This window comes from Fibrobacter sp. UWT2, from assembly GCF_900142545.1.
Taxonomy (GTDB): Bacteria; Fibrobacterota; Fibrobacteria; order Fibrobacterales; family Fibrobacteraceae; genus Fibrobacter.
Genome location: NZ_FRBF01000002.1, coordinates 1 through 21215 on the forward strand (window position 1 = coordinate 1; position 21215 = coordinate 21215).

The 21215-nt window shown below is 51.3% G+C and carries 13 protein-coding genes; 10 read left to right on the forward strand and 3 right to left on the reverse strand.

Going from position 1 to position 21215, the window contains the following annotated elements; all coding sequences use genetic code 11:
• Positions 1–185: 185 nt before the first annotated feature.
• From BUA40_RS01255 to BUA40_RS01285, 8 genes are all read left to right on the forward strand, one after another.
• Positions 186–3188 (forward strand): InlB B-repeat-containing protein, encoded by a 3003-nt coding sequence (locus BUA40_RS01255; RefSeq protein ID WP_178299497.1) that lies wholly within the window; start codon positions 186–188, stop codon positions 3186–3188.
• Positions 3189–3339: 151 nt separating this feature from the next.
• Positions 3340–3483 carry a hypothetical protein gene (locus BUA40_RS14470; protein WP_178299500.1) on the forward strand — a complete coding sequence of 48 codons (144 nt, stop codon included), beginning with the start codon at positions 3340–3342 and terminating at the stop codon, positions 3481–3483.
• A gap of 45 nt (positions 3484–3528) precedes the next feature.
• Complete coding sequence (locus tag BUA40_RS01260; protein ID WP_072797467.1) at positions 3529–4647, forward strand: nucleotidyltransferase domain-containing protein; 1119 nt, start codon at positions 3529–3531, stop codon at positions 4645–4647.
• Entirely contained in the window at positions 4644–5570 is a 927-nt protein-coding gene (locus BUA40_RS01265) for a hypothetical protein (RefSeq protein ID WP_072797468.1), read from the forward strand. The genes BUA40_RS01260 and BUA40_RS01265 overlap by 4 nt, the downstream gene beginning before the upstream one ends.
• Before the next feature lie 4 nt (positions 5571–5574).
• Positions 5575–6027, forward strand: a complete 453-nt coding sequence (locus tag BUA40_RS01270) for a S24/S26 family peptidase (protein WP_072797469.1) — start codon at positions 5575–5577, stop codon at positions 6025–6027.
• Positions 6028–6041: 14 nt separating this feature from the next.
• Positions 6042–6311 (forward strand): PqqD family protein, encoded by a 270-nt coding sequence (locus BUA40_RS01275; protein ID WP_072797470.1) that lies wholly within the window; start codon positions 6042–6044, stop codon positions 6309–6311.
• Complete coding sequence (locus BUA40_RS01280; RefSeq protein WP_072797471.1) at positions 6308–7930, forward strand: ABC transporter ATP-binding protein; 1623 nt, start codon at positions 6308–6310, stop codon at positions 7928–7930. Before BUA40_RS01275 ends, BUA40_RS01280 begins: the two co-directional genes overlap by 4 nt.
• 202 nt (positions 7931–8132) lie before the next feature.
• Positions 8133–11006: a T9SS type A sorting domain-containing protein gene (locus BUA40_RS01285; protein WP_072797472.1), complete on the forward strand. Its 2874-nt coding sequence runs from the start codon at positions 8133–8135 to the stop codon at positions 11004–11006.
• 102 nt (positions 11007–11108) lie between these two features.
• Here BUA40_RS01285 and BUA40_RS01290 read toward each other — a convergent pair whose 3' ends face one another.
• On the reverse strand, positions 11109–12704 hold the full coding sequence (locus tag BUA40_RS01290; RefSeq protein ID WP_072797473.1) for an ABC-F family ATP-binding cassette domain-containing protein: 1596 nt from the start codon (positions 12702–12704) through the stop codon (positions 11109–11111).
• A 114-nt stretch (positions 12705–12818) separates the two neighbouring features.
• Positions 12819–17255 carry an acyl-CoA dehydratase activase gene (locus BUA40_RS01295; RefSeq protein WP_072797474.1) on the reverse strand — a complete coding sequence of 1479 codons (4437 nt, stop codon included), beginning with the start codon at positions 17253–17255 and terminating at the stop codon, positions 12819–12821.
• Positions 17256–17385: 130 nt separating this feature from the next.
• Here BUA40_RS01295 and BUA40_RS01300 point away from each other — a divergent pair, with 130 nt between their 5' ends.
• On the forward strand, positions 17386–18018 hold the full coding sequence (locus BUA40_RS01300) for a thiamine phosphate synthase (protein WP_072797475.1): 633 nt from the start codon (positions 17386–17388) through the stop codon (positions 18016–18018).
• Positions 18019–18078: 60 nt separating this feature from the next.
• Here BUA40_RS01300 and BUA40_RS01305 read toward each other — a convergent pair whose 3' ends face one another.
• Complete coding sequence (locus BUA40_RS01305) at positions 18079–19878, reverse strand: glycoside hydrolase family 43 protein (protein WP_072797476.1); 1800 nt, start codon at positions 19876–19878, stop codon at positions 18079–18081.
• Positions 19879–20138: 260 nt separating this feature from the next.
• Between BUA40_RS01305 and BUA40_RS01310 the strand changes: the two genes are divergently transcribed.
• Positions 20139–21206, forward strand: coding sequence for an HD domain-containing phosphohydrolase (locus tag BUA40_RS01310; RefSeq protein WP_072797477.1), 1068 nt, complete (start codon positions 20139–20141; stop codon positions 21204–21206).
• The last annotated feature ends 9 nt before the right edge of the window (positions 21207–21215 follow it).

Below are 21215 nucleotides of genomic sequence, written 5' to 3' on the forward strand. Positions count from 1 at the left end.
GTCATATTTTAGAAAACCTTGCAATATTTTCACAGGGTAGAAATCAGTTTTTCCCAATAGTTATGCGGGCTGGGCGGGATTTTAAGGGACGACTATATTAAGCCCGACTTCTAAAAAACGAGGTTGGTTTGATGGAAAAAAATATTCTCACGAATAGATTTTGTGGTGTACTTGTATGCACCATTATGTTGTTTGTAGCACAGGCTTTTGCCGCCGCCTGGGACGGAAAGTCTATGTCCCGTCCACAGCAAGATGAAAACGGTGTGTTTATCATTACGAGCGCAGAAGAACTAGCTTGGTTCTCTGACTCTTCGAATAGTGGCTACAAAATTTGGGGTAAAGCTCAAGTGTATGTGATGAATGCTAGGCTTGATGCGGACCTTGATATGGGTAATGAACTCTTTATCCCTATTTGTGGCGGTAGTGGTGATAAATTGTTCAACGGAACTTTTGATGGAAATGGTCATACCATTTCCAACCTGAGAATAGATGGTGCCGAAATTGCTAAAAAGGTTAACCAACCTAAATATGCTCAGAATGTGGGCCTTATTGCGGCAATGAGTGGTGGTACCGTCAAGAATCTGACTCTTGAAAATGTAGATATTCAAAGTTCTTCCAATATCGGCCTTGTGGGTTCTACGAATCAGATTTCTGTTGGCGCGGTTGTTGGTTGGCAACAGAATGGAACGATCGATGGTTGTGCTGCTTCCGGTTCTATCCAGACTAGTGGAAAGGGACAAGGCGTCGGTGGCATTGTTGGAAACGTTCATGGGGGAACGATTTCAAATTGCCTGAGTGAAGTGAATATCCGTGTTTCTGGTAACGACGCTCAAGTAGGTGGTATTGTTGGGCTTGTCAAGAAGAATAGTACGGTAACGGTTAAATCTTGTGTTTATGCAGGCGAAACACTTGAAAGTATGGCAAATGGTGCTGTTGGTGCCATTGTAGGTAAACAGGTGGATGGTGATACCAAACTCAATGTTGAAGATTGTGTTTACGATTCCGATGTTGCCAAGTCTGGTGTTGGAGCTGTTAAAAAAAGTGCTAATGTGAGCGATGAATCGGTTGGCGCTTCCAATGTGAATATGGAAGAACATATTTGCGCCTTGAATGGTGGCAAAATTGAAGATGGGGAATGCAGTGTAAGTTCTCCGTGGTCCGTGGGTGTGTCTGGTGTATCTTTAAACGGCTCTGATGGCTTTAAGGTTATCTTTAATGCCAAGAGCGGTGCATTTGGTGAAAATGCGAAGACGAAGAAAGTCCTTGCCAAGGGTGCAAAGATTACCGCTGAAGAAATTAGCGTTCCGTCTCATGCCGACAGTGCTTTTGCCGGTTGGTCTTTAGATAAAAACGCTACCAAACCCGATGAAGATTTGGGTGCTTTGAAGGGACAGACGACGGTTTATGCGGTGTGGTATCCGTATTTTGATATCACCTTTGATGCTGCAATGGGTGCTTTCGCTGATAGTTCCAAGACGATGACTATAAAGGTCGCCAAGGGTGATATGGTGTCTGCGGAAGGTTTCACCTCCTTTGACCCTGTTACCGATGAAAATGGCGATAAGTACTATTTTACAGGCTGGTCTACTGAATCTCATGTGTTTGGATCCGAAGATGAAATTTCGGATAAGGATACTCTGCATTTGGATGACTTGACTGCAACAGAAAACATGACTCTTTATGCTTCTTGGACGAAAGCAATCACCTATACTGTTGTCTACGATGCAAATGGTCATGGCAAGACAAAGATTGATTTTGTCAACGTGAATAAGGGTGAAAAGTTGACCGAACCGCCTGCGCCGACACCGGATGACGGTTATAAGTATACGGGCTGGTGCAAGGATCCGTCATGCAAAGAAGCCTTTAAATTTGATACTGAAATTGATGACAACTATGTCCTGTATGCAAATTGGGCTGCGGTTGACTATGAAATCACTTATGAGTTGAACGGTGGTACTAATAACAAGGCTAATCCGGCACTATATAATGTGACTTCTGAAACGATTGTACTTGCTGACCCTGCAATGGAAGGTGCTAAATTCATCGGTTGGTTCTATGACGAAGCCTTTACTGAAAAGGCTACGCAGATCACTCAAGGTTCGACCGGAAACAAGACTTTGTTTGCCAAGTGGGAAACCGAAGTCTATGTCATTACCTATGTGGCTGATAACAATTCTGATGGTACGGCCTCCAGTGACAAGAAGGCTTATAAAGAATCCGTCACCTTGAAGGGCGCAGGCTTCTTTACTCGCGAAGGTTATACTCAAAATGGTTGGTCTTTGACCCCTGATGGTGATAAGGCTTATGATTTTGGCGCAACCTATGCTGATAATGCAGATTTGAACCTGTATCCGCATTGGGTGAAGGATCCTGTGGTAAGACATTTTGGTGCAGTGACGATTACTGAATATTCCGACAAGACTGTTGCTAAAATTGATGGTGAATACACGGATCCTGATACTATTGAAATTAAGAAGGATATCCTTGTGGATCAGGTGGTGTTCAATAGAAAGTTCACTATCGGTAAGATGTCCACGATTATGCTTCCGTTCTCGATTGATACTTCTAAAGTGAAGGGTGGAACGTTCTATAAATTCAATAGAGTTGTTGAAGAAAATGGTGTTCGTAAAGTTAAGATTGGTTATGTGAAAACACAGAACCTTGGTGCAAATACACCGTATTTGGTGATGCCGACCGCAGAAACTCTCACGTTTAGTGGTAAGGTGACTTTTAACACGGATGTCAATCCTATCGAAGTATTGACAAATAATTCTTGGGAGTTCATTGGAACCAGGGCTTACAAATTGTTTGATGATGATCCTGAATTGGGTGACATCTGGGGCTTTGCGGGAACCGCTCAGGAAGGCGTTAAAGTTGGTCAATTTGTAAGGGCTGGAAGTGATGTGAAGATTAAACCGTTGCGAGCCTATTTGGTGGAGCATAAGAATGTTGCTTTGGCTAAGTCTGCGGGAGAATCCTTGAATTCTGCAAGTTGGATTGTTTCAAATGAACTTGCTGTGGAAATTGTTGATGAAAACGATAACGTTATTGCAACCGGAAAAATGGATGCTACAACAGGCGAGATTCGTTTGAACAGCTGGTTTGATATGAGCGGTCGTAAATTGAATGCTAAGCCCACGACCCGTGGAACATATTACTATAATGGTAAACGAGTAATTATTAAGTAAGGGAGTGCAAAATGAATTCTGAAATGGTAGAAAAGAAAGCATACGTTTCTCCTTCTATGGAAGAAATTGATATAGCGTGTCAGAGCATTCTATGTGGCAGCTGTGATGGAAATCCCGACTGTATGAGTACTGAAATTGAGGGGACACCCTAATGACGCAAAATAACATTAAAGAAAAAAAAGACTATTTGCCTCCTTCGATGGAAGTAGTTTCCCTTCGTGAGCAAATTCCGCTGATTGCTTTTAGCGGCGGTGAATTCAACTTAAACGAATCCGAAAAAAAATACTTCGCCTAATTTATCAGGGACCGAATTCGGTCCCTTTTTTCTATCTTTGCGGCCATGGGTTTGGCTTTGAAAAAGACGGATTTGCTCCTGTTTGAACTTTTGCGGTTTGCGCTCGATACGACCGGCGAGTTAAAGGGGCTAGAAAAGGCGCCTTCGGAAGAAGATTGGAAGGCTGTATATAAACTGGCAAAGCGCCAGTCGGTATTGTCGATTGCGTTTTTGGGAATCAAGAAACTTCCTGAAAATTTTCGTCCAGAAAGAAAGATGCTTTTGCGCTGGTCCCTCGATGCCGAGGGTACTGCGGGCATGAATGCTCTTTTGAACCAAGAGGCTGCCCGCCTGACGCAGATTTTTGACGGTGCTGGCCGTAAGAATGCGGTGCTCAAGGGCCCTGCCAATGCAAGGCTTTATCCGGATCCGCTGAGTAGGCAGTGCGGCGATATCGACATCTGGGTCGAAGGTGGTCGCGACAGCGTGTCTAAATTGCTTTATGAACAGAATCTGCTAAATGCCGATACCGACGACCATGCCTATTCCCAACATCATATCCATTTGCCCAAGAATAAAGATGGCGTTACGGTGGAGGTGCATTTCAAGCCTGCATCGGGAATCCCGTTCCGCAATGGATCGTTGCAAAAGTTCCTGAACGAAGAAATCCGTAAGGCTGAAAAGGTACCCGAGGGCTTTTATTCACCGTCGGTCAAGTTTGCGCTCGTGATGCAAATGGCGCACTTGCAACAGCATTTTTTGAGTCGCGGGCTTGGTCTTAGGCAGTATATGGATTACCTGATGCTGCTTAGGCATTCTACCGAAAGCGACCGCAGCGCCGCGTTAGCTGTCATGAAACGTTTGAGCATGATGCGTGCCTGTGGTGCCGTGATGTGGGTGCTGCAGGAGGTTCTCGGACTTGAACGAGACTTGATGCTTTGTGCTCCCGATGCCGTCCGCGGTAGGCGCTTATTGAAGTTGGCGCTTGAGGGTGGAAATTTTGGCCAGTATGCGTTGGAACCTAAACCCCGCAATGTTTTTGTTCGTTGGTTCAAGGATCGCATGAATGCCTTGTCTTGGCTTACCTTTGACCCGGTGAATGCCATCTTTAAGGAACTCAAGTACTGGCGTGCAACGATTTCGCTGATTCCTTTGCGTATTAAGCGCAGGAGAATTGCCCTATGATTTCTTCTGGAACTTACAAGGTTGCGGAACATGTGTTTAAGGTGTCCGCAGCTGCTGACCTTTGCGATAGTTTGTTTAGCGAATGCATGGACAACTACGAACCGTTTGCGGTTCCTGCGGCGCAAAATTCCGAATATCTTTTTAAAGTAAATGTGGAATGCGGCGAAGCTCCGGAGTACACCGAAGAATTGTGCCAAGATGAAGAAGGCCAGCAGATTATTTGTGGGCTTACTGCTGGTAAAAAATCTGTTTTTGATTTTCGCCTGCAACATAAGTTGACGGGTGTCCTGGTTTGCTCCGAGGATTACAGAATGGCCACGTTGTTTGTCCCGAGGGATGAACCGTTGGCTTTGCTCCGGTTTGCGGTGAACAACGCCATGATGGTCTTGTATGCCATTGCGACGGCCCCTTACAATACGGCTCTGTTCCATGCAGCTGTCGTGAGTTATGATGGTAAGGGCTATATGTTCCTGGGCAAGAGCGGCACTGGCAAGAGTACGCATGCAAGGCTTTGGCTAAAGTATAACGAAGGCTCGGAACTTTTGAATGACGACAACCCGGTGGTTCGCATTTTTGATGGCGCACGAGCGGTTGTCTACGGCTCGCCATGGAGCGGCAAGACGCCTTGCTACAAGAATCAGGAATTTGCACTGGGCGGTTTTGTGATGCTTTCGCAGGCTCCGTACAACAAGATCGAACGCTTGCGTGGCGTGCGCGCCTATGCGGCCTTGGTCCCTTGCATTTCGGGCAAACGCTGGGAGGCTGTCATTGCTGATGGCTTGCACAAAACCGAAAACGCTCTTGCGATGAATGTCCCTGTGTGGTATTTGGAATGCTTGCCCGACGAAGAGGCGGCGAAGTTATGCTGTGCTTCTGTCAGTGAAAGCCGATCCCGGATCAAGTCCGGAATGACATGCGGATAAGGAAATGCAGAAGAAAGACGATGAGTTGATTCTTTCGGAAGCCATTCGCCTAGTGGGCGAGGGCGTCGAGGTGATTTTCCCGGTGAACGGGAGAAGCATGCGCCCCTTTATTGAAGGTGGCCGTGACAGTGTTCTTCTGGTCAAGCCCGTTGACGTGAAGCCTATGGACATTGTGCTTGCCCGCGTCATCGGCGGAAATTATGTTGTTCATAGAGTCCTTTCGATAGAGGACGGGTGTGCAACGCTTATGGGTGACGGCAATTTGCAGGGACGAGAAATTTGCGAATGTAAACAAATTTATGCTAAAGTAACGCATGTTGTGCATCCAAATGGTTACAAAAGATCTCTTTACACGCCTTTTATACAATTTGTCCAAAAATTGTGGGTCAAATTTTTACCTTTGCGTCGTTATTTGCTTAAATTATATAGAGTCTACATTCGAATCCGGAATTTCTAGAAGGAGAGTACACCATGCACATCAAAAAAGGATTTGTTCTGCGCGAAGTTTGCGGTGAACAGGTGATTATGGGCGAAGGCGTTGGCGCTCTCGATTTCGGGAAGCTCCTTTGCCTCAACGAAACGGCGTCTTGGCTTTGGAAGCGCGCAAGCGAACTCGGCGAATTCACGATAGTGGCTTTGGCCGAAGCTCTGTGCGACGAATATGATGTTGCTCCGGATGATGCGCTGACCGATGTGATGAGCATTGTCGAGCAGTGGAAAAACGTGAACGTTGTTGAATGAGATACCTTTCGTGGCTGTGGAATAAAACCGGCGGTTTCCGCCTGAATATTGCGCTCCGCATTGTATTTGGCGTGGGGCGAATCTCGCTTGGGCTGTTAATGGTATGGCTCAGCAAGCGTTTTATAGATGAAACAATTCGCACGGGTAGTCAAGACGACATCGTGCAAATGATTGCACTGCTTGTGGCAACGGTCGTGGGCGCGATTGTTTTGCGTATCCTGTTTTATTATATGACGAATGTGGCAATGGTTCGTCAGTCGAATCGCTTGCGCCTGCAGGTCTTTGAAGGCTTGTTCCTGCGTAAGCTTTACGCGGGAGTGGAACTGCATTCGGGTGATGTGGCGTCTAGGCTTTCGAAAGATATCGAGTCGGTGTCGACCACAACCATGGAAACTTTGCCGCAAATGATTGTGACGGCGATACAGCTGGTGGGCGCGTTCCTTTTGATGCGCTGGTTTGATCCGCGGCTCGCTTGGGCGTTGCTGTTGCTTACGCCGGTGGCGATTGTGCTCGGTAAGCTGGTGTCTCGCAAGCTCAGGAACATGACGCTTGCGATTCGTGAGCGCGAATCCAAAATCCAGATGCAGGTGCAAGAGGGTGTAGAACACAACGTGCTCATGCGTTCGCTCGAAAGCGAAAACTGGGTGGCGGACCGCCTGAGTGACATGCAACAACACTTGGAAAGCGATGTGTTGCGCCGTACGCGGTTTACCACGCTTTCCCGTTTTGCGCTCGGGTCTGCCTTTGGGCTGGGCTATTTGCTCGCCTTTATTTGGGGCGGCCTCGGGCTGCGCGATGGGGCGATTACCTTCGGTATGATGACGTCCTTCTTGCAGCTGGTGGGCCAGATTCAGCACCCGATTCTTTCGATTTTGAACATGGTGCCGCAAGTGGTGCATACTACGGCGAGCATTGACCGCTTGGAAGATCTTGAAAAATCCAAGGAACCCGAAGTGGACGGAACGCCTGTGGCGCTTGAAGGCTCGCTCGGGGTTCGACTCGAGAACCTGCATTTTGGCTATGCGGCGGGCCGGCACGAGGTTTTGGAAGAATTCAGTCACGATTTTGAGCCTGGCTCCAAAACGGCGATTATGGGCAAGACTGGTGCCGGAAAGACGACTTTGTTCCGGCTGCTGCTCGGCTTTGTAAGGCCTGATAGCGGGCGAATGCTAATTTATTCAAATTCCGAGGTGTGCGCGATTGGCAAAGAGACCCGCACGAACTTTGTGTACGTACCGCAGGGCAATACTTTGCTGAGCGGGAGTGTTCGCCTGAATTTGCAGTTGGCTAAGCCCGATGCGAGCGAACATGAAATGATGCAGGCGTTGCACGCGGCGTGCGCTGACTTTGTGCTTGATTTGCCCGATGGCTTGGATACAGAAATCGGCGAGCGCGGTCGCGGCTTGAGTGAGGGCCAGGCGCAGCGAATCGGAATTGCCCGCGGTCTATTGCGGCGCGGGAACGTTTGGCTTTTTGACGAGGTGAGTTCTTCGCTTGACGAATCGACGGAGCGCGAATTGTTCGAAAGACTTTTTGCGACTTACCCCGACAAGACCATGATTTTTGTGACGCACCGTTCGGCCATGTCCGAAATTTGCGACGAAGTCGTTAGATTATAAGAGATACATTCGAATTCCCTGACGCTCGTTGTATACTGAGAAATCGGTAAAGGGGCGTTTTTGGGGGAATTTTAAGGGTGTTGAAAAGCTAAAAACGGATTTTTGCCGCATAAAGTGATTTTTTCGCCGTTTTTTGCCCCTGAAATATATTTTTGAATTGGATGCATGGGCCTGTTGTCCATGGTTGTTTAGGGATGAATTTATGAAAAAAGGATTGTTTGGTGCTTTTGGACTTAGCCTGGCCGCTATCATCGGCATGCAGGCGACTGCCGCATACTCTGCCGAAAAGGCGGCCGATTTCAGCTGGAGCAACGTGAGCATGGGCGGGGGCGGATTCGTCTCCGCCGTGATAGCGTCTCCGGTCGACAAGGGACTTTTCTATGCCCGCACGGACGTGGGCGGCGCGTACCGCTGGAACGAATCGACTGCCCGCTGGGAATCGATGATGGACTGGGTCGATGTTTCCGAGCGCGGCCTTTTGGGAATCGAGGCCATTGCCGTTGATCCGGTCGAGTCGGGCGTTGTGTATATGGTGGCGGGTACCAGTTACTGGAACAACGGCCGCACGGCGTTTCTCCGCAGTAGCGACAAGGGCGAATCCTGGGAAGTGATTTACACCTGGGACGAAGACGGTACCAAGGGGGCGAAAGTGGCGCGCTTTGGTGCACACGGCAACGGCATGGGCCGCGGAAACGGCGAAGCCTTGGCGGTCGACCCCAACGATTCCAAGATTATGTTCTACGGCTCCAAGAACAAGGGCCTCTGGAAATCGACGGATAACGGTTCGAGCTGGAGCCATGTGGATGCCTGGACCAAGGCGGCCGGGAGCGATACGACTTGGAATGGTTCGGGCTTCAGCTTTGTGCAGTACGCTCCGGGCAGCTCCAAGGTGCTTTACGCCGGATTCTTGCGCGAAGGGACGACGGCCAAGGGCACATTCGAAAACGTGTTTACCTCGACCGACGGCGGTGCAAGCTGGAAGGCGCTCCCGATTCCGGATTCGCTGCGCAGCACGGCCGGCGGGAGCATTGTGCGCTTGATGCCGCAGCGTGCGGTGATTTCGGGCGACGGAAAAACGATGACGGTGACTTTTGCCGATGGTGCGGGTCCGCATTCCATGATGTGGGACGAAGGCTGGGGCATGATTTATGACGGCTTTGGCCGCGGTGCGGTGCTGCAGCTTGATGTGGCTTCGGCGACTTGGTCCGACGTTTCTCCGGAAAACTTCCTGGACGAAGGCGGCGATGCCAAGTACGACAAGGTGGACGTGAAAGGCATGGTCGACTGCGAGGCTGCTGGCGGTACCGGCAAGACTTGCGAAGAATATTACCCCTACATTGCCCCTTATGGCGGTATTGCTATCAATCCGAAAAATGCCAACGAAATGGTCGTGACGACCGAAGGCTATCGTGGACCGCAGTTCTGGTACACGGCCACGAGCGATACCAGCGGCAAGTGGAGCGACCAGTGGGGTACTAACATTTACCACACGACCGATGGCGGCAAAACCTGGATTGCAAGCTTCAAGTATTACTGGATGGAAGGCGGTGTGTATCCGACGACCAAGCAGATGGATGCCAATGGAATTGGCTGGATGCATAACGGTTCTATTCACTGGTCCGGAAGCGTTGCCATGGATCCGTTCGACAACAACCGCGTCTTTGTGACTTCGGGTAACGGCATTTTCCGCTGCGACAACCTGAGCGATTATGTGTATAAGGAAGCGGAGAATTCTTGGGAAGAACCGCAGCTCACGATGAATCAGGTGTGGCATTTCTCGGCGCATGGCGTCGAAGAAACTGTGCCTTTTGAAGTAGTGAGTATTCCGGGCGGCCCGATGGTTTCGATTATCGGCGACTACGACGGATTCCGTCACGATGACATCGCAAAATATCCCGCCTTTAGGCACCAGACGAATGTGGGTGGCTCTAATGTATCGCTGGGCACGACGCAGGGCCTTGCTTATGCTCCCAAGAGTGGCAAATTGGCCAAGGTGGCTGACAAGCGAGCCTACGAGGGCCAGTACAATGCAATTCCCATTGCCCCGGTGCAGTATTCCCTTGACTCGGGTAAGACTTGGACTGTTGAGACCTATACAGGGCCTGACGAAAAAGCCGCTAAGGGCACGGTAGCTCTTTCGGCAAAAGGTACTTACACCATCTGGGTTCCGATGGAAGGAACGACCGATGTCTATCGCAATTACAACGGCACGACTTGGGAAAAGGTTTCAGGAATCGATAATTCTGCCTACGTGGTGGGTGACCCTGAAAATGATGACGTGTTCTACGCTTACACTAAGGCTGACGGCAAGTTCTACAAGAGTGCCGATGCGGGCGCAAGCTTCAAGGCTGTGAGTACGCCTGGTGAAAGCGCGTTCAAGAAGTTCCGTGCCATTCCGGGCTTTGAGGGCGATTTGTGGTTGCCAGTCGCTATTCAGGATCCGTCGAACGGTACGCCGGCAAGCGGAAAGCTGTTGCATTCAACCGATGGAGGTGCCACTTGGGTTGCGGTTGAAGGTGTCGGTTACTGCGAAGCGGTGGGTTATGGCGCTCCCAAGGAAAAGGGCGGCTATCCGGCGATTTACGTTTTCGCAACAGTCGGTAAAGTGACGGGCGTATTCGGCTCCGACGACAAGGGTAAAACTTGGACTCGCGTGAACGATGACGGTCATGAATATGGCGGCCTTGCCAACGGTGAATTCGTGATGGGCGACATGAATACCTACGGCGTGGTGTACATGAGTACGGCGGGCCGCGGCATTGCTGCCCGCGTGCCGAGCGATTGGAACATGGGAACTTCGAGTTCCGAAGGGACAACGAAGGTTGCTCCGTCTGCAAAGGCGATTGCTTCGGCCTCGGTAACCTATGCGAACGGTAACCTGGAACTGCACTTGAATGCAACCGTTGCCCGAGTTAGCGTGTTCGACATGAAGGGCAAGAAGATTTCTAGCCGCTATTACAGCAGCTCTGCCTCGGTGCCGCTGCGCGAATTGGTGCGCGCCAAGGGCAGCTATTTTGTTCGAGTCGATAACGGCAAGAAGGTGCTGTTTGCAAACCGCGTGATTGTGACGCGATAATGAATTTCAGAATGAAAATGAAAGAAACCCTGCCGTCGGCAGGGTTTCTTGTTTAAAGTTGTAAATCTTCGTATCTTGTAGAATAGCAGATTCTATAACTGTCTACTTCTTACTCTTCTTCTTGGTTTCAAGCCATTCGTCGAAGGTGATGCTGCGGTCGATGACGCCGTTCGGAGTCAGTTCGAGCACGCGGTTTGCAATCGTCTGCACGAATTCGTGGTCCTGAGAGCAGAAGATTATCGGGCCCTGGAATGCGGTAAGGCCGTTGTTGAGGGCCGTGATGGCTTCCAAGTCGAGGTGAGCGGTCGGTTCATCGAGGAGCAGGCAGTTTGCGTTTGCAAGCATCATCTTGGAGAGCATGCAACGCACCTTTTCACCACCGGAGAGCACGTTTGCGCTCTTGAGGGCTTCTTCGCCGGTAAAGAGCATACGGCCGAGGAAGCCACGGATGAACGTCTCATCCTGTTCTTTGCTGTACTGGCGCAGCCAATCCACGAGGGAGAGGTCCGTGCCGAAGTAGGCGTCGTTGTTTTTGGGGAAGTAGCTGTAGCTAATGGTGTTGCCCCACTTGAGCACGCCTTCGTCGGCCTTGGTTTCTTCGGCGATGAACTGGAAGAATGCCGTCTTGAGCGTGTCGTATTCACCGACGAGAGCGACCTTGTCGCCGCTATTGAGGCTGAAGTTCAGGTTCTTGCAGATAATGCCGTCGCCGCCATCGATGGTGGCGTTCTTGACTTCGAGCACGATCTTACCCGGTTCGCGGTCCATCTTGAAGTTGACCCACGGGAACTTACGGCTGGAAGCCGGCATTTCTTCGACGGTCATCTTGTCGAGGAGCTTCTTACGGCTGGTAGCCTGCTTGGCCTTGGCTGCGTTAGAAGCGAAGCGGCGGATGAACGCCTTCAATTCTTCAATCTTTTCTTCGGCGCGGCGGTTCTGGTCCTTGCGCTGCTTCTGGGCGAGCTGGCTAGCTGCATACCAGAATTCGTAGTTACCACCGTAGATGTTGATCTTGCCGTAGTCGATATCGCAAGTGTGGGTGCAGACTGCATTGAGGAAGTGACGGTCGTGGCTCACCACGATCACGATGTTTTCGAAGCGTTCGAGGTAGTCTTCGAGCCAGCCGACGGTTTCCAAATCCAAGTGGTTCGTCGGTTCGTCAAGCAGAAGAATGTCCGGGTTGCCAAACAGAGCCTGGGCGAGGAGCACGCGGATTTTTTGGCCACCATCGAGGTCTGCCATCAGGCTGTAGTGGAATTCTTCGGGAATGCCGAGACCCTTCAAAAGCACGGCAGCATTGGAGTCAGCTTCGTAACCGCCGATTTCACCGAAACGGGTTTCGATTTCCATGGCCTGCATGCCCTGTTCTTCGGTCATTTCGGGGAGCGCATAGAGTTCGTCGCGCTTCTTGCCGAGCTCATAGAGTTCGGGGTAGCCCATCATCACCGTTTCGAGAACAGTGTTCTGTTCGTAGGCGAAGTGGTCCTGCTTAAGGACGGCGATACGTTCGCCCGGGTCCTTGCTGACTTCACCGGTGTTGGGTTCAAGTTCGCCCGAAAGGATTTTCAGGAACGTAGATTTTCCGGCGCCGTTGGCACCGATGACTCCGTAGCAGTTGCCGCGCTTGAAGGAAAGGTTCACTTCCTTGAAAAGAACGCGGCTACCGTATTGAAGACTGACATTGGAAACGTTGAGCATATTGTTTAGTAGGAAGTTAGAAGTAGGAAGTAGACAGGTTTGTTGGAAGTAGGTAGTAGGAAGTTAGAAGTTTCTGTCTACTGTTTACTTCCTACTGTCTACTCTCCGCCGAAGCTATGCTTCGGCGTTCGCTTTTTCTAGTTCACGTGCGTTGATGATGAGCATCTGCAGGCGGTTTTCGATGTTCGCGAAGCTCGTATCCGGGTCGTAGTCGAGGCTGAGAACCTGGATGTGCGGGCAACGTTCCTTCACAGCCTTGGTGAGGCCGCGGCCAGAGATGTGGTTGGCAAGGCAGGCGAACGGCTGCAGAATGATGTAGCTGTTGATTCCGTGCTTCGAGTTGTACAGGATTTCGCCCGGAATCATCCAACCTTCACCCGTGTTGTAGGTGGGGTCGATGATGTCGGACACGTAGTCCTTGAGTTCAACGCAGTCGGCGTGGTGTTCGTACAGCTTGAACTTGTGCATGGACTTGCGGGCGGTTTCTACAGCGTGCGTGTAGACCTTGGAGGTCACGCCGCCTTCGAGTCGGTCCATCACCGGGTTTGCCGAGAATCCGCGCTTCAGCTTTTCTTCGCGTACCACTTCGTCGACGCGGAAGAAGTCCGTCATACCCGGCAGGTAGACTTCCATGCCGTTGTTCATCAGGTAGTTTTCTACAAAGCCGTTTGCACTCGGGTGGTAGTTCATCAAGATTTCGCCAAGTACGGCAACGCGCGGCTTGCGGATGCCCTTCTTGCGTTCTTCGGTGATTTCGATACCGTTGAATGCTTCGATGCACTGTTCAAAGACTTCGATGAGCTTGGAGGGGCGCACCAGCTGAACGGTGGAGAGGTGACCAGCAACAGCAATCACCTTCGGCATCCATTCGTCATAAACTTTCTGGGTGTCGCCGGCGTTCACTTCGTACGGGCGAACGGCGCGGTACATGGTTTCGATGGCGTCCATGGTGACAAGGCCCCACAGCATGTGGAGACGGAAGTCAAGACCCAGCTGGAAGCCGGGGTGCATACCCTTGTAGTCGACACCGGTCGTAATGATGGTGACGTCCTTGAAGCCTGCTTCGTCAAGAGCCTTACGGGCGAGCACGGCATACTGCACGGCGCGGCAGTTTTCGCAGTTCTTGGCAAGGCACATGGAAACCTGGTTTTGCGGAACATCGGGGTGTTCGACGAGCCAGCGGAGGGCTTCACCGATGTTCACCTGGCAGGGGAAGCAGATGTCGTTATGCACATACTTCTTGCCGAGCTCGATTGCCTTCTTGTCTGCCACGGGCAGGTATTCGGCAATGTAGCCTTCGCGCTTCATGTATTCGCTGGCGAGCACGGTGAAGGCGGGGGAGAGGTTCGGCGTCAGAATGCGACGACGCTTCTTGTCCTCGGCCACAAACGGCGTGTGGAACAGCGGTTCGTGGCTTTCGGGCTTGTCGGGCAAGTTTGCTGCGCGACGAGCCTTCACCGTTTCGATAAAGCTCTTGATACGGATGCCAACCGGGCCGCGGGCGTCGCCTTCGTCGAGCTTGAGCATGAGCATTTCCTTGTTAGAATCAAGGTGCAGCATGCGCATCATTTCGTCGGTCAAAATCGAGTCGTGTCCGCAACCGAAGCTCACGATCTGGGCAAGTTCGATGTTGGGATCCTTCGCAGCAATCATGGTAGCGCCAATCATGCGCAAGTGGAAGGTATTCTTGATTTCGATACGGGTGTGGCTCGGCACATCCTGGTCGTAGACGCCCGGGAGCGATTCGGTGGTAAGCACCGGAATGCCCATGGCGGTAAAGTGGCTTGCGATGTTGTGGTTGATGAGCGTGTCCGCGTGGTACGGGCGGCCTGCGATCACCACGGCAAAGCTGTTCTTTGCGCGTACATCGTCCAAAATCTTCTGGCCTTCTTCAAGGAGCGTGGTGCGGTAGTTGTTGAGCGCCTTTTCGCCTTCGGTAACGGCCTTGTCCAAAAGCTTCTTGTCGAGCTTCCAGTGTTCGTGGAACCAATCAATTGTCTGGTTGCGACGGAGCTTAGCGTTGAACCAGTGGAAAATCGGCTGGTCCATGGGAACGCCGTAATTCTTTTCGGGCTCGTCGGTATTCTTGCACACGTTCGGGTAGGCCTGCACCACCGGGCAAACGGACGTTGCCGTGAATTTGGTGTGGTCACTCGGGATGGCAACCATCATCGGGAAGAAGATGCGGTCGACCTTCTTTTCAATGAGGCTGAGCACATGGCCGTGCACAAGCTTTGCCGGGAAGCAAACCGTGTCAGACGGCACGCTGTGGAGGCCCGCTTCGAACATCTTGTAGTCGCTCTGGCGGCTTACCACGACGGTGTAGCCGAGGCTGGTGAAGAATGCCTTCCAGAAGGGGAGGCTTGCCCAGAATTCGAGCACGCGCGGAATACCGATGGTCTTGCCGTTGTTCTCCACAAGCTTTGCGGGGGCATAGTCCTTCACAAGCAGCTGGTTCGTGCGCTTGATCATGTCGGGCACGGACTGCATCTTCTTGTTGATTTCGGCGATGAGAGCCTTGGTTTTCGGATCGTTCGGGTCGGCAGTGACTTCTCCGCGTTCGCAGCGGTTGCCGGTCACGAAGCTCTGGCCATCGCTAAAGGTCACGATGGTACGGGAGCAATGGTTGGTGCAGTACTGGCAGAGCTGACCCGGCTGGTTGTGCCAGCTGAAGGTCTTCATGGCATCAAGGCCGATGAACTTGGTCTTGAGTTCCGGTTCGGTCTTGCGCTTTTCTTCCATGAACTTCTTGGTAAGGAGTGCAATACCGATAGCGCCCATTTCGCCCGGACGTTCTGGGCGAATCGGCTTGAGACCGGTGTACTGTTCGAAGGCGCGGAGAACGGCGTTGTTCTTGAACGTTCCGCCCTGCACCACGACCTTCTTGCCGAGGGTGTTGAGGTTGCGGATACGAATCACCTTCGTAAACACGTTGTTGATGATGGAGCGGCAGATACCTGCGATAATGTCTTCGGGCTGCTTGCCGTCGCGCTGTTCGGTGATGATGGAGCTGTTCATGAACACCGTGCAACGGGAACCCAGCTGAGAGGGGCTCTTCGCGTTGAAGGCAAGTTCTGCAATCTTTTCCATCGGAATGCCGAGGCTGCGGGCATAGGTTTCGATAAAGGATCCGCAACCCGAGGAGCAGGCTTCGTTCAGAATGATACCCGTAACCACGCCGTCCTGCACGGAGATGGCCTTCATGTCCTGACCACCGATGTCCAAGATGAAGCTTACGTCGGGGCAAATCTTCTGGGCGGCGTTGGCGTGAGCTACCGTTTCCACCGTGTGGAAGTCGGCATGCACGGCCTTAGCAAACAGCTGTTCGCCGTAGCCGGTTGTACCTACGCCCAAGATGTTGAGCTTACAGCCGTATTCTTCGTAGCGGTCTGAAAGTTCATTGAGGGCGTTCTTGAGCACGGCGAGCGGTTCGCCGTTGTTGCTTGCGTAGAAACCGTCCACGATGTTTTCTTGTTCGTCCATGAGCACGAACTTCGTAGTGGTCGAGCCCGCGTCGATACCCAGGTACACGTTGAGCGTGGAGCCCGAAACAGGCTGCGGGTAGTGGTTTCCGGCCATCTTGTGTTCTTCGAGGAACATCTGGTATTCAGCGTCGTTCTTGAAGAACAAGTCTGCAGCGGCCTTGGCCTTGTTTTCGGCCTGGCGGGTTTCGTTAAAGTGGATGAGTGCGTCCAGCGAACCGTCTTTGCGGTAGAAGCATTCCTGGTCGGCAAACATGGAGCCCAAGGAGAGGGCTGCACCCATGGCTACGAGCACTTCGGAGTGTTCCGGCACAATGGCCTGTTCGTCAGAAATTCCAAGGCGTTCCTTGAAAGCGCGAACAAGCGTCGGGTTAAAGGTCAGCGGGCCACCTTCGAAAATCACGGGCGGCTTGATTTCCATACCCTGGGCAAGACCACCGATGGTTTGCTTGGCAATAGCATGGAAGCTGGAAAGGGCGATGTCTTCCTTGGCGATACCGTTGTTCAGCATCGGCTGGATGTCGGTCTTGGCGAACACGCCGCAACGGCCCGAAATTTCGTAGACCTTTTGGCCACGCTTGGCAAAGCCTTCGAAGGCTTCGGTCTTGATGCGCAAAAGTTCGGCAACCTGGTCGATAAATGCACCGGTACCGCCGGCGCACACGCCGTTCATACGCATGTCAGAGGCAATGAGCTTGCCAGTGGTCTTGTCTTTTTCGAAGAAGACGACCTTGGCGTCCTGGCCGCCGAGTTCAATAGCGACCCTAGATTCTGGGTAGGTGGCGCGCACCGCGAGTGCGTTTGCGACGACTTCTTGTACAAAGAAGGCGTGGGTAGCTTCGGCGAAGGGCTGACCGCCACTTCCGCAGAAGGCGACTCTAAAATTCTTATCGGGGAAAAGTCCGTGGGCCTCACGCAGCACCTCGAAAACCTTCTGTGCCTGCATGGCATTGTGGCGCTGGTAAGTATAGTGCAAAAGCTTGTTGGTCTCTGGATCGACAACCGCGATCTTCACGGTGGTGGAACCAACGTCCACGCCGACCCATAAATCGTTCTTCATATTGCTCATAGTGGGCGTAAATTTAGAAATTTGGGTTGTTTCTGTAAGTAAATTTTAGGGACTTTTCGACGAAAACTGTAAAAAAGAGGATAAATGTTTTTCCTCACCCAAAAAAGGTGCGAAATGTTATATTTCGGCCATGCGATTGTGGCTTACGACATCTCCAGACGATTTTGCTTCGGAATTTGACGACATAGAACAGATGTTTTCCCGCGGGCTTTCGCGCCTGATTCTTTCGAAGCGGGGAAGAGGCGGTTCGCCATATGCAACGGAAAACGATTACGAGCGCTGGCTCATGGCGCTCCCGATGGATTGCCGCGACCGCATTTGGGTGCGTGGCACTCCCGATTTGGCGGAACGCCTGGATGTTCGTGGTTGCGTCGCCGAGGCAGGCTCGCTGCTGGGTGATGTTCCCGAAAGTTGGAAACGCGTGAATACAATTGCCTTTTGCCGCAGCTTGGATCAGCTGGAACAGCTGCCGGAATGGGTGGCGGGTGCGCTCGTCGGTCCGGTATTCCAGCCACAATCAGTCTTTGAACCGGTCCAGTTCCACGGAATTGAACTTGTTGCGAATAAATTAAATGATTTGTCCGGAACGGACGCTCCTAAGATCCCGCAAGTAATTGCCTTTGGCGGCATTGACCACGAAACGCTGGATGAAATCAAAAAACTCCCAGTGCAGGGAGTCTCTGTTCTCGGGGGCATCTGGAATTATGCCGACCCGGTAAATGCGTTTATTAAATTAAGTCGTGCGGTAAATTCAAATGTGTAATGTGTGATGTGTAGTTGTTAATTACTCATCTCACATCCCACATTTCACATCATCTCTAGTCTACTTCTGGACATAAACGCCATTTCTCGGCTTATTCTTGAGCCTGTTGCCAAGCAAGTCAAAGTAAACTGGGTTGCGGTTCAAACGCATGGGCTTGGTGTAGTCGCGTTGATTCCTAGAAACGATGGTTGTCGTGGTGTCCGGTTCCTTGTAGGGCTTATCGGGGTCGTCTACGACCATCTTGATTTTGGCTTGGCTCTTGCATCCGGTTTCGTTGGTGTAGGTTACGGTGTAGTAGCCGCTAAAGTCGCCGTCCACATTCTTGAGGGTGTTTTCGCGGTCGGTCGATTTAAATCCGTTCGGACCTTCCCAGCTCCAGATTTTGCCGTCCCATGGGTGCGGGCCGAATGTAACTGTAGCGCCTTTCGCTACCTTCAAGTCAAGCGATTCGTTCCAACCGCCATCGCCGACTTTGCTGTACGGGATAATCTTGGTGCCGCTGCACGGGGCGACAACCTTCTTCCCGTCGCAAACGCCGATAGAATCGGGTTCTTCGATGACTCTCGGCTCAAAGTCCGGAGTGGGGAATGCTTTCATGAGGGCTGCGGTTTCTGCTGCTGTAATGGGGATGACCGTTCCGTGGCGGGGCGTGAATGCTCCCTTCATTTCGGTATTTTGGACGAACGTGAAGTTTTCGAGGTCAGTACTGCTGGTGAATTGGTAATGTCCGTTCATGTAGCAGTCGTACATTAAAATCCAAGTTCCCTGGTTAATTAGCTTGAAGATGCCTGCACCTTCCACGGCTTCGGTTGTTTGCTGCAGGCCGTCCTTTTTCCGGTACCAGTTGGCAGGCTTAGTGCCGTTCGACTTGGTCAGTTCAAGGGCTCTTACCTTGCTGATGCCGCCGTCGCCCTCGTTCTTGTAGAAGGCGTGGTAGTATTTATCGGCCGGATTATAGACGATATCCATGTCGATGGTTGACTTGCCTCGGCTATAGTAGTAGATGGGGTCGCTTTCGAGGTCGGTAAAGTCTTTGTTGGCGTATGCAAAGAAGACTTGGTCATATTCAATGGTGCCGTCGTTGGTCAGCAGCGAGAAATACACGAGCGGACGGCCCTTGGTTCCGTCGCCGTTGTCGTAGGTGTCGTCCCAGATGGTTTCCGGGGCCCACACGCGGGTCACATTTGCAAAGTTCTTGCCCTTGTAGCGATCGGGGAAGTGTACCGTACTGTGTTTCCAGTTGATTAAGTCCTTGGACTTCATGAGTACCATGCCGCGGTTGCTGGACCAGCCTTCGGAGCTCTTCATGTCGGTATTCACCATGTAGAACCAACCGTCGGGGCCGCGCATCACGTGCGGGTCGCGGAGTCCCTTCTTGACGCTCACCGTATCGGCGGCCACAACGCGCTTGCCCCCGTTCATCGCCGTATAGTTGAATCCGTCGTTGCTCAGCGCGTAGTAGATGTTCTCGTTGTCGTTTGCCGGGAAATACACGAAAAGATAGTTGGAATACGGTTCGAACCCATGGATCGAGATGGTGAATTCCTTCTTTTCGGTTTGTCCGGAGGCTGATTCAAGGTTCTTCATGGTCGCCGTCAGGGTGACTTCCTTGTTTTCGCCAAGGAGACGGCCCTTGATTTTTCCGTCGTGTCCGAGGAATAGCGTATCGCTGCTTTCCCAGGTGGCAGGGACTCGGGTATACTGCCTGATGGTATCGGGGAGGTTCAAGTCGTTGTAGAGGTCGTTGGCGTTGGAATCGACTTCATAGTAGAAGACTGTTTGCCAAAACGGGGCTATTACGGGTTCTTGTGCAAAAACAGCCCCTGCTAAAGCGATAGCCAGTGGTAAAATGCGCTTCATACTTAAATCTCCGAACCTCTAAATTGATGGACTAATGACCTGTTATAAATATAACTCCACTTTGGCGGGCTTTTTTGTCAACTTTAATAAGAATATTGACATTTTTTCCATGGTTATAATGTACTTTATATCACATGTTGTAAGGGGGAAAACATATAAATATGTTGCAAAAGGGCTTTTTCTCCAAAAAAAAGGCATATTCCAAGTTGGAATAAGTCAAGTTGGTCTATTTTGGCCATTAAGCATTATATTAGGGTTATATGGAACGGAAGCGCGCAAAGATTTTAGTCATTGACGACACCAAGACGAATATTGAAGTGCTCGAGGGAATTTTGTCCAACGAGTACGATGTTTTTGTGGCTTTAGATGGCAAAAAAGGCCTCGCCTTGACAGAAAAGGTCAAACCGGACCTTATTTTGCTTGACGTGATGATGCCAGAAATGGATGGTTACGAAACGCTTCGTCAAATGAACGAGAAAAAACTGGTCGAAAATACGCCGGTGCTGTTCCTGACGGCCAAAGCAGATTCCAAGAGTGAACAGACTGGCCTTGACCTTGGCGCGGTGGATTACATTACTAAACCGTTCCACCCGAATTTGGTGCAGCTGCGCATTAAAAACCAGTTGGAATTCAAGCACCAGCGAGACCATTTGCAGGAACTGGTGGAAGAAAAGACCCTGGATTTGCGTAAGACCTTGAAGGTGATGCTGACTAGTCTCGGTGCGCTTGCGGAATACCGTGACCCAGAAACCGGTGCCCACATTAAGCGTACCCAGGTGCTGGTGCAGATGCTTGCCGAAACCCTCCGCGAACATCCTCGCTTTAAGGATGCGATTCCGAACAACGAATTTATTGATTACTATGCGACTGCCGCTCCCTTGCACGATATCGGCAAGGTGGGCATTCCCGATGAAATTTTGCGTAAGCCGGCCCGCCTGAACGAAGAAGAGTGGGCGGTCATGAGTACCCATGCCCAGATGGGCTACGATGTGTTGGTGAATGCGACCCATGAACTCAAGGACCATCCGCTGGTGCGTATTTCGGCAGAAATCATTTTGAATCACCACGAACGCTTTGATGGCGCGGGTTATCCGAATGGCCTTAAGGGGGATGATATCCCCGTGGGAGCCCGCTTGATGGCTGTGGCCGACGTGTACGACGCTCTAGTTTCGAAGCGCCCGTATAAAGAAGCTTACCCCCATGAAGTGGCGGTGAAGGAAATCCTGGAAGGCAGAGGTACTCAGTTTGACCCCGATGTGGTGGATGCCTTTATGTCCTTTGAATCCAAGTTGCCCGAAATATACGAGCACTATAAGGAAAGTCCGTAAGGAGCCGTT

What these genes read in the sequence shown, in the direction of transcription:
- BUA40_RS01275 (WP_072797470.1), top strand. Translation starts at nt 6,042, where the DNA reads ATGCACATCAAAAAAGGATTTGTTCTGCGCGAAGTTTGCGGTGAACAG.
- BUA40_RS01270 (WP_072797469.1), top strand. Translation starts at nt 5,575, where the DNA reads ATGCAGAAGAAAGACGATGAGTTGATTCTTTCGGAAGCCATTCGCCTA.
- BUA40_RS01310 (WP_072797477.1), top strand. Translation starts at nt 20,139, where the DNA reads ATGGAACGGAAGCGCGCAAAGATTTTAGTCATTGACGACACCAAGACG.
- BUA40_RS01265 (WP_072797468.1), top strand. Translation starts at nt 4,644, where the DNA reads ATGATTTCTTCTGGAACTTACAAGGTTGCGGAACATGTGTTTAAGGTG.
- BUA40_RS01300 (WP_072797475.1), top strand. Translation starts at nt 17,386, where the DNA reads ATGCGATTGTGGCTTACGACATCTCCAGACGATTTTGCTTCGGAATTT.
- BUA40_RS01285 (WP_072797472.1), top strand. Translation starts at nt 8,133, where the DNA reads ATGAAAAAAGGATTGTTTGGTGCTTTTGGACTTAGCCTGGCCGCTATC.
- BUA40_RS01305 (WP_072797476.1), bottom strand. Translation starts at nt 19,878, where the DNA reads ATGAAGCGCATTTTACCACTGGCTATCGCTTTAGCAGGGGCTGTTTTT.
- BUA40_RS01260 (WP_072797467.1), top strand. Translation starts at nt 3,529, where the DNA reads ATGGGTTTGGCTTTGAAAAAGACGGATTTGCTCCTGTTTGAACTTTTG.
- BUA40_RS01255 (WP_178299497.1), top strand. Translation starts at nt 186, where the DNA reads ATGTTGTTTGTAGCACAGGCTTTTGCCGCCGCCTGGGACGGAAAGTCT.
- BUA40_RS01280 (WP_072797471.1), top strand. Translation starts at nt 6,308, where the DNA reads ATGAGATACCTTTCGTGGCTGTGGAATAAAACCGGCGGTTTCCGCCTG.
- BUA40_RS14470 (WP_178299500.1), top strand. Translation starts at nt 3,340, where the DNA reads ATGACGCAAAATAACATTAAAGAAAAAAAAGACTATTTGCCTCCTTCG.
- BUA40_RS01295 (WP_072797474.1), bottom strand. Translation starts at nt 17,255, where the DNA reads ATGAGCAATATGAAGAACGATTTATGGGTCGGCGTGGACGTTGGTTCC.
- BUA40_RS01290 (WP_072797473.1), bottom strand. Translation starts at nt 12,704, where the DNA reads ATGCTCAACGTTTCCAATGTCAGTCTTCAATACGGTAGCCGCGTTCTT.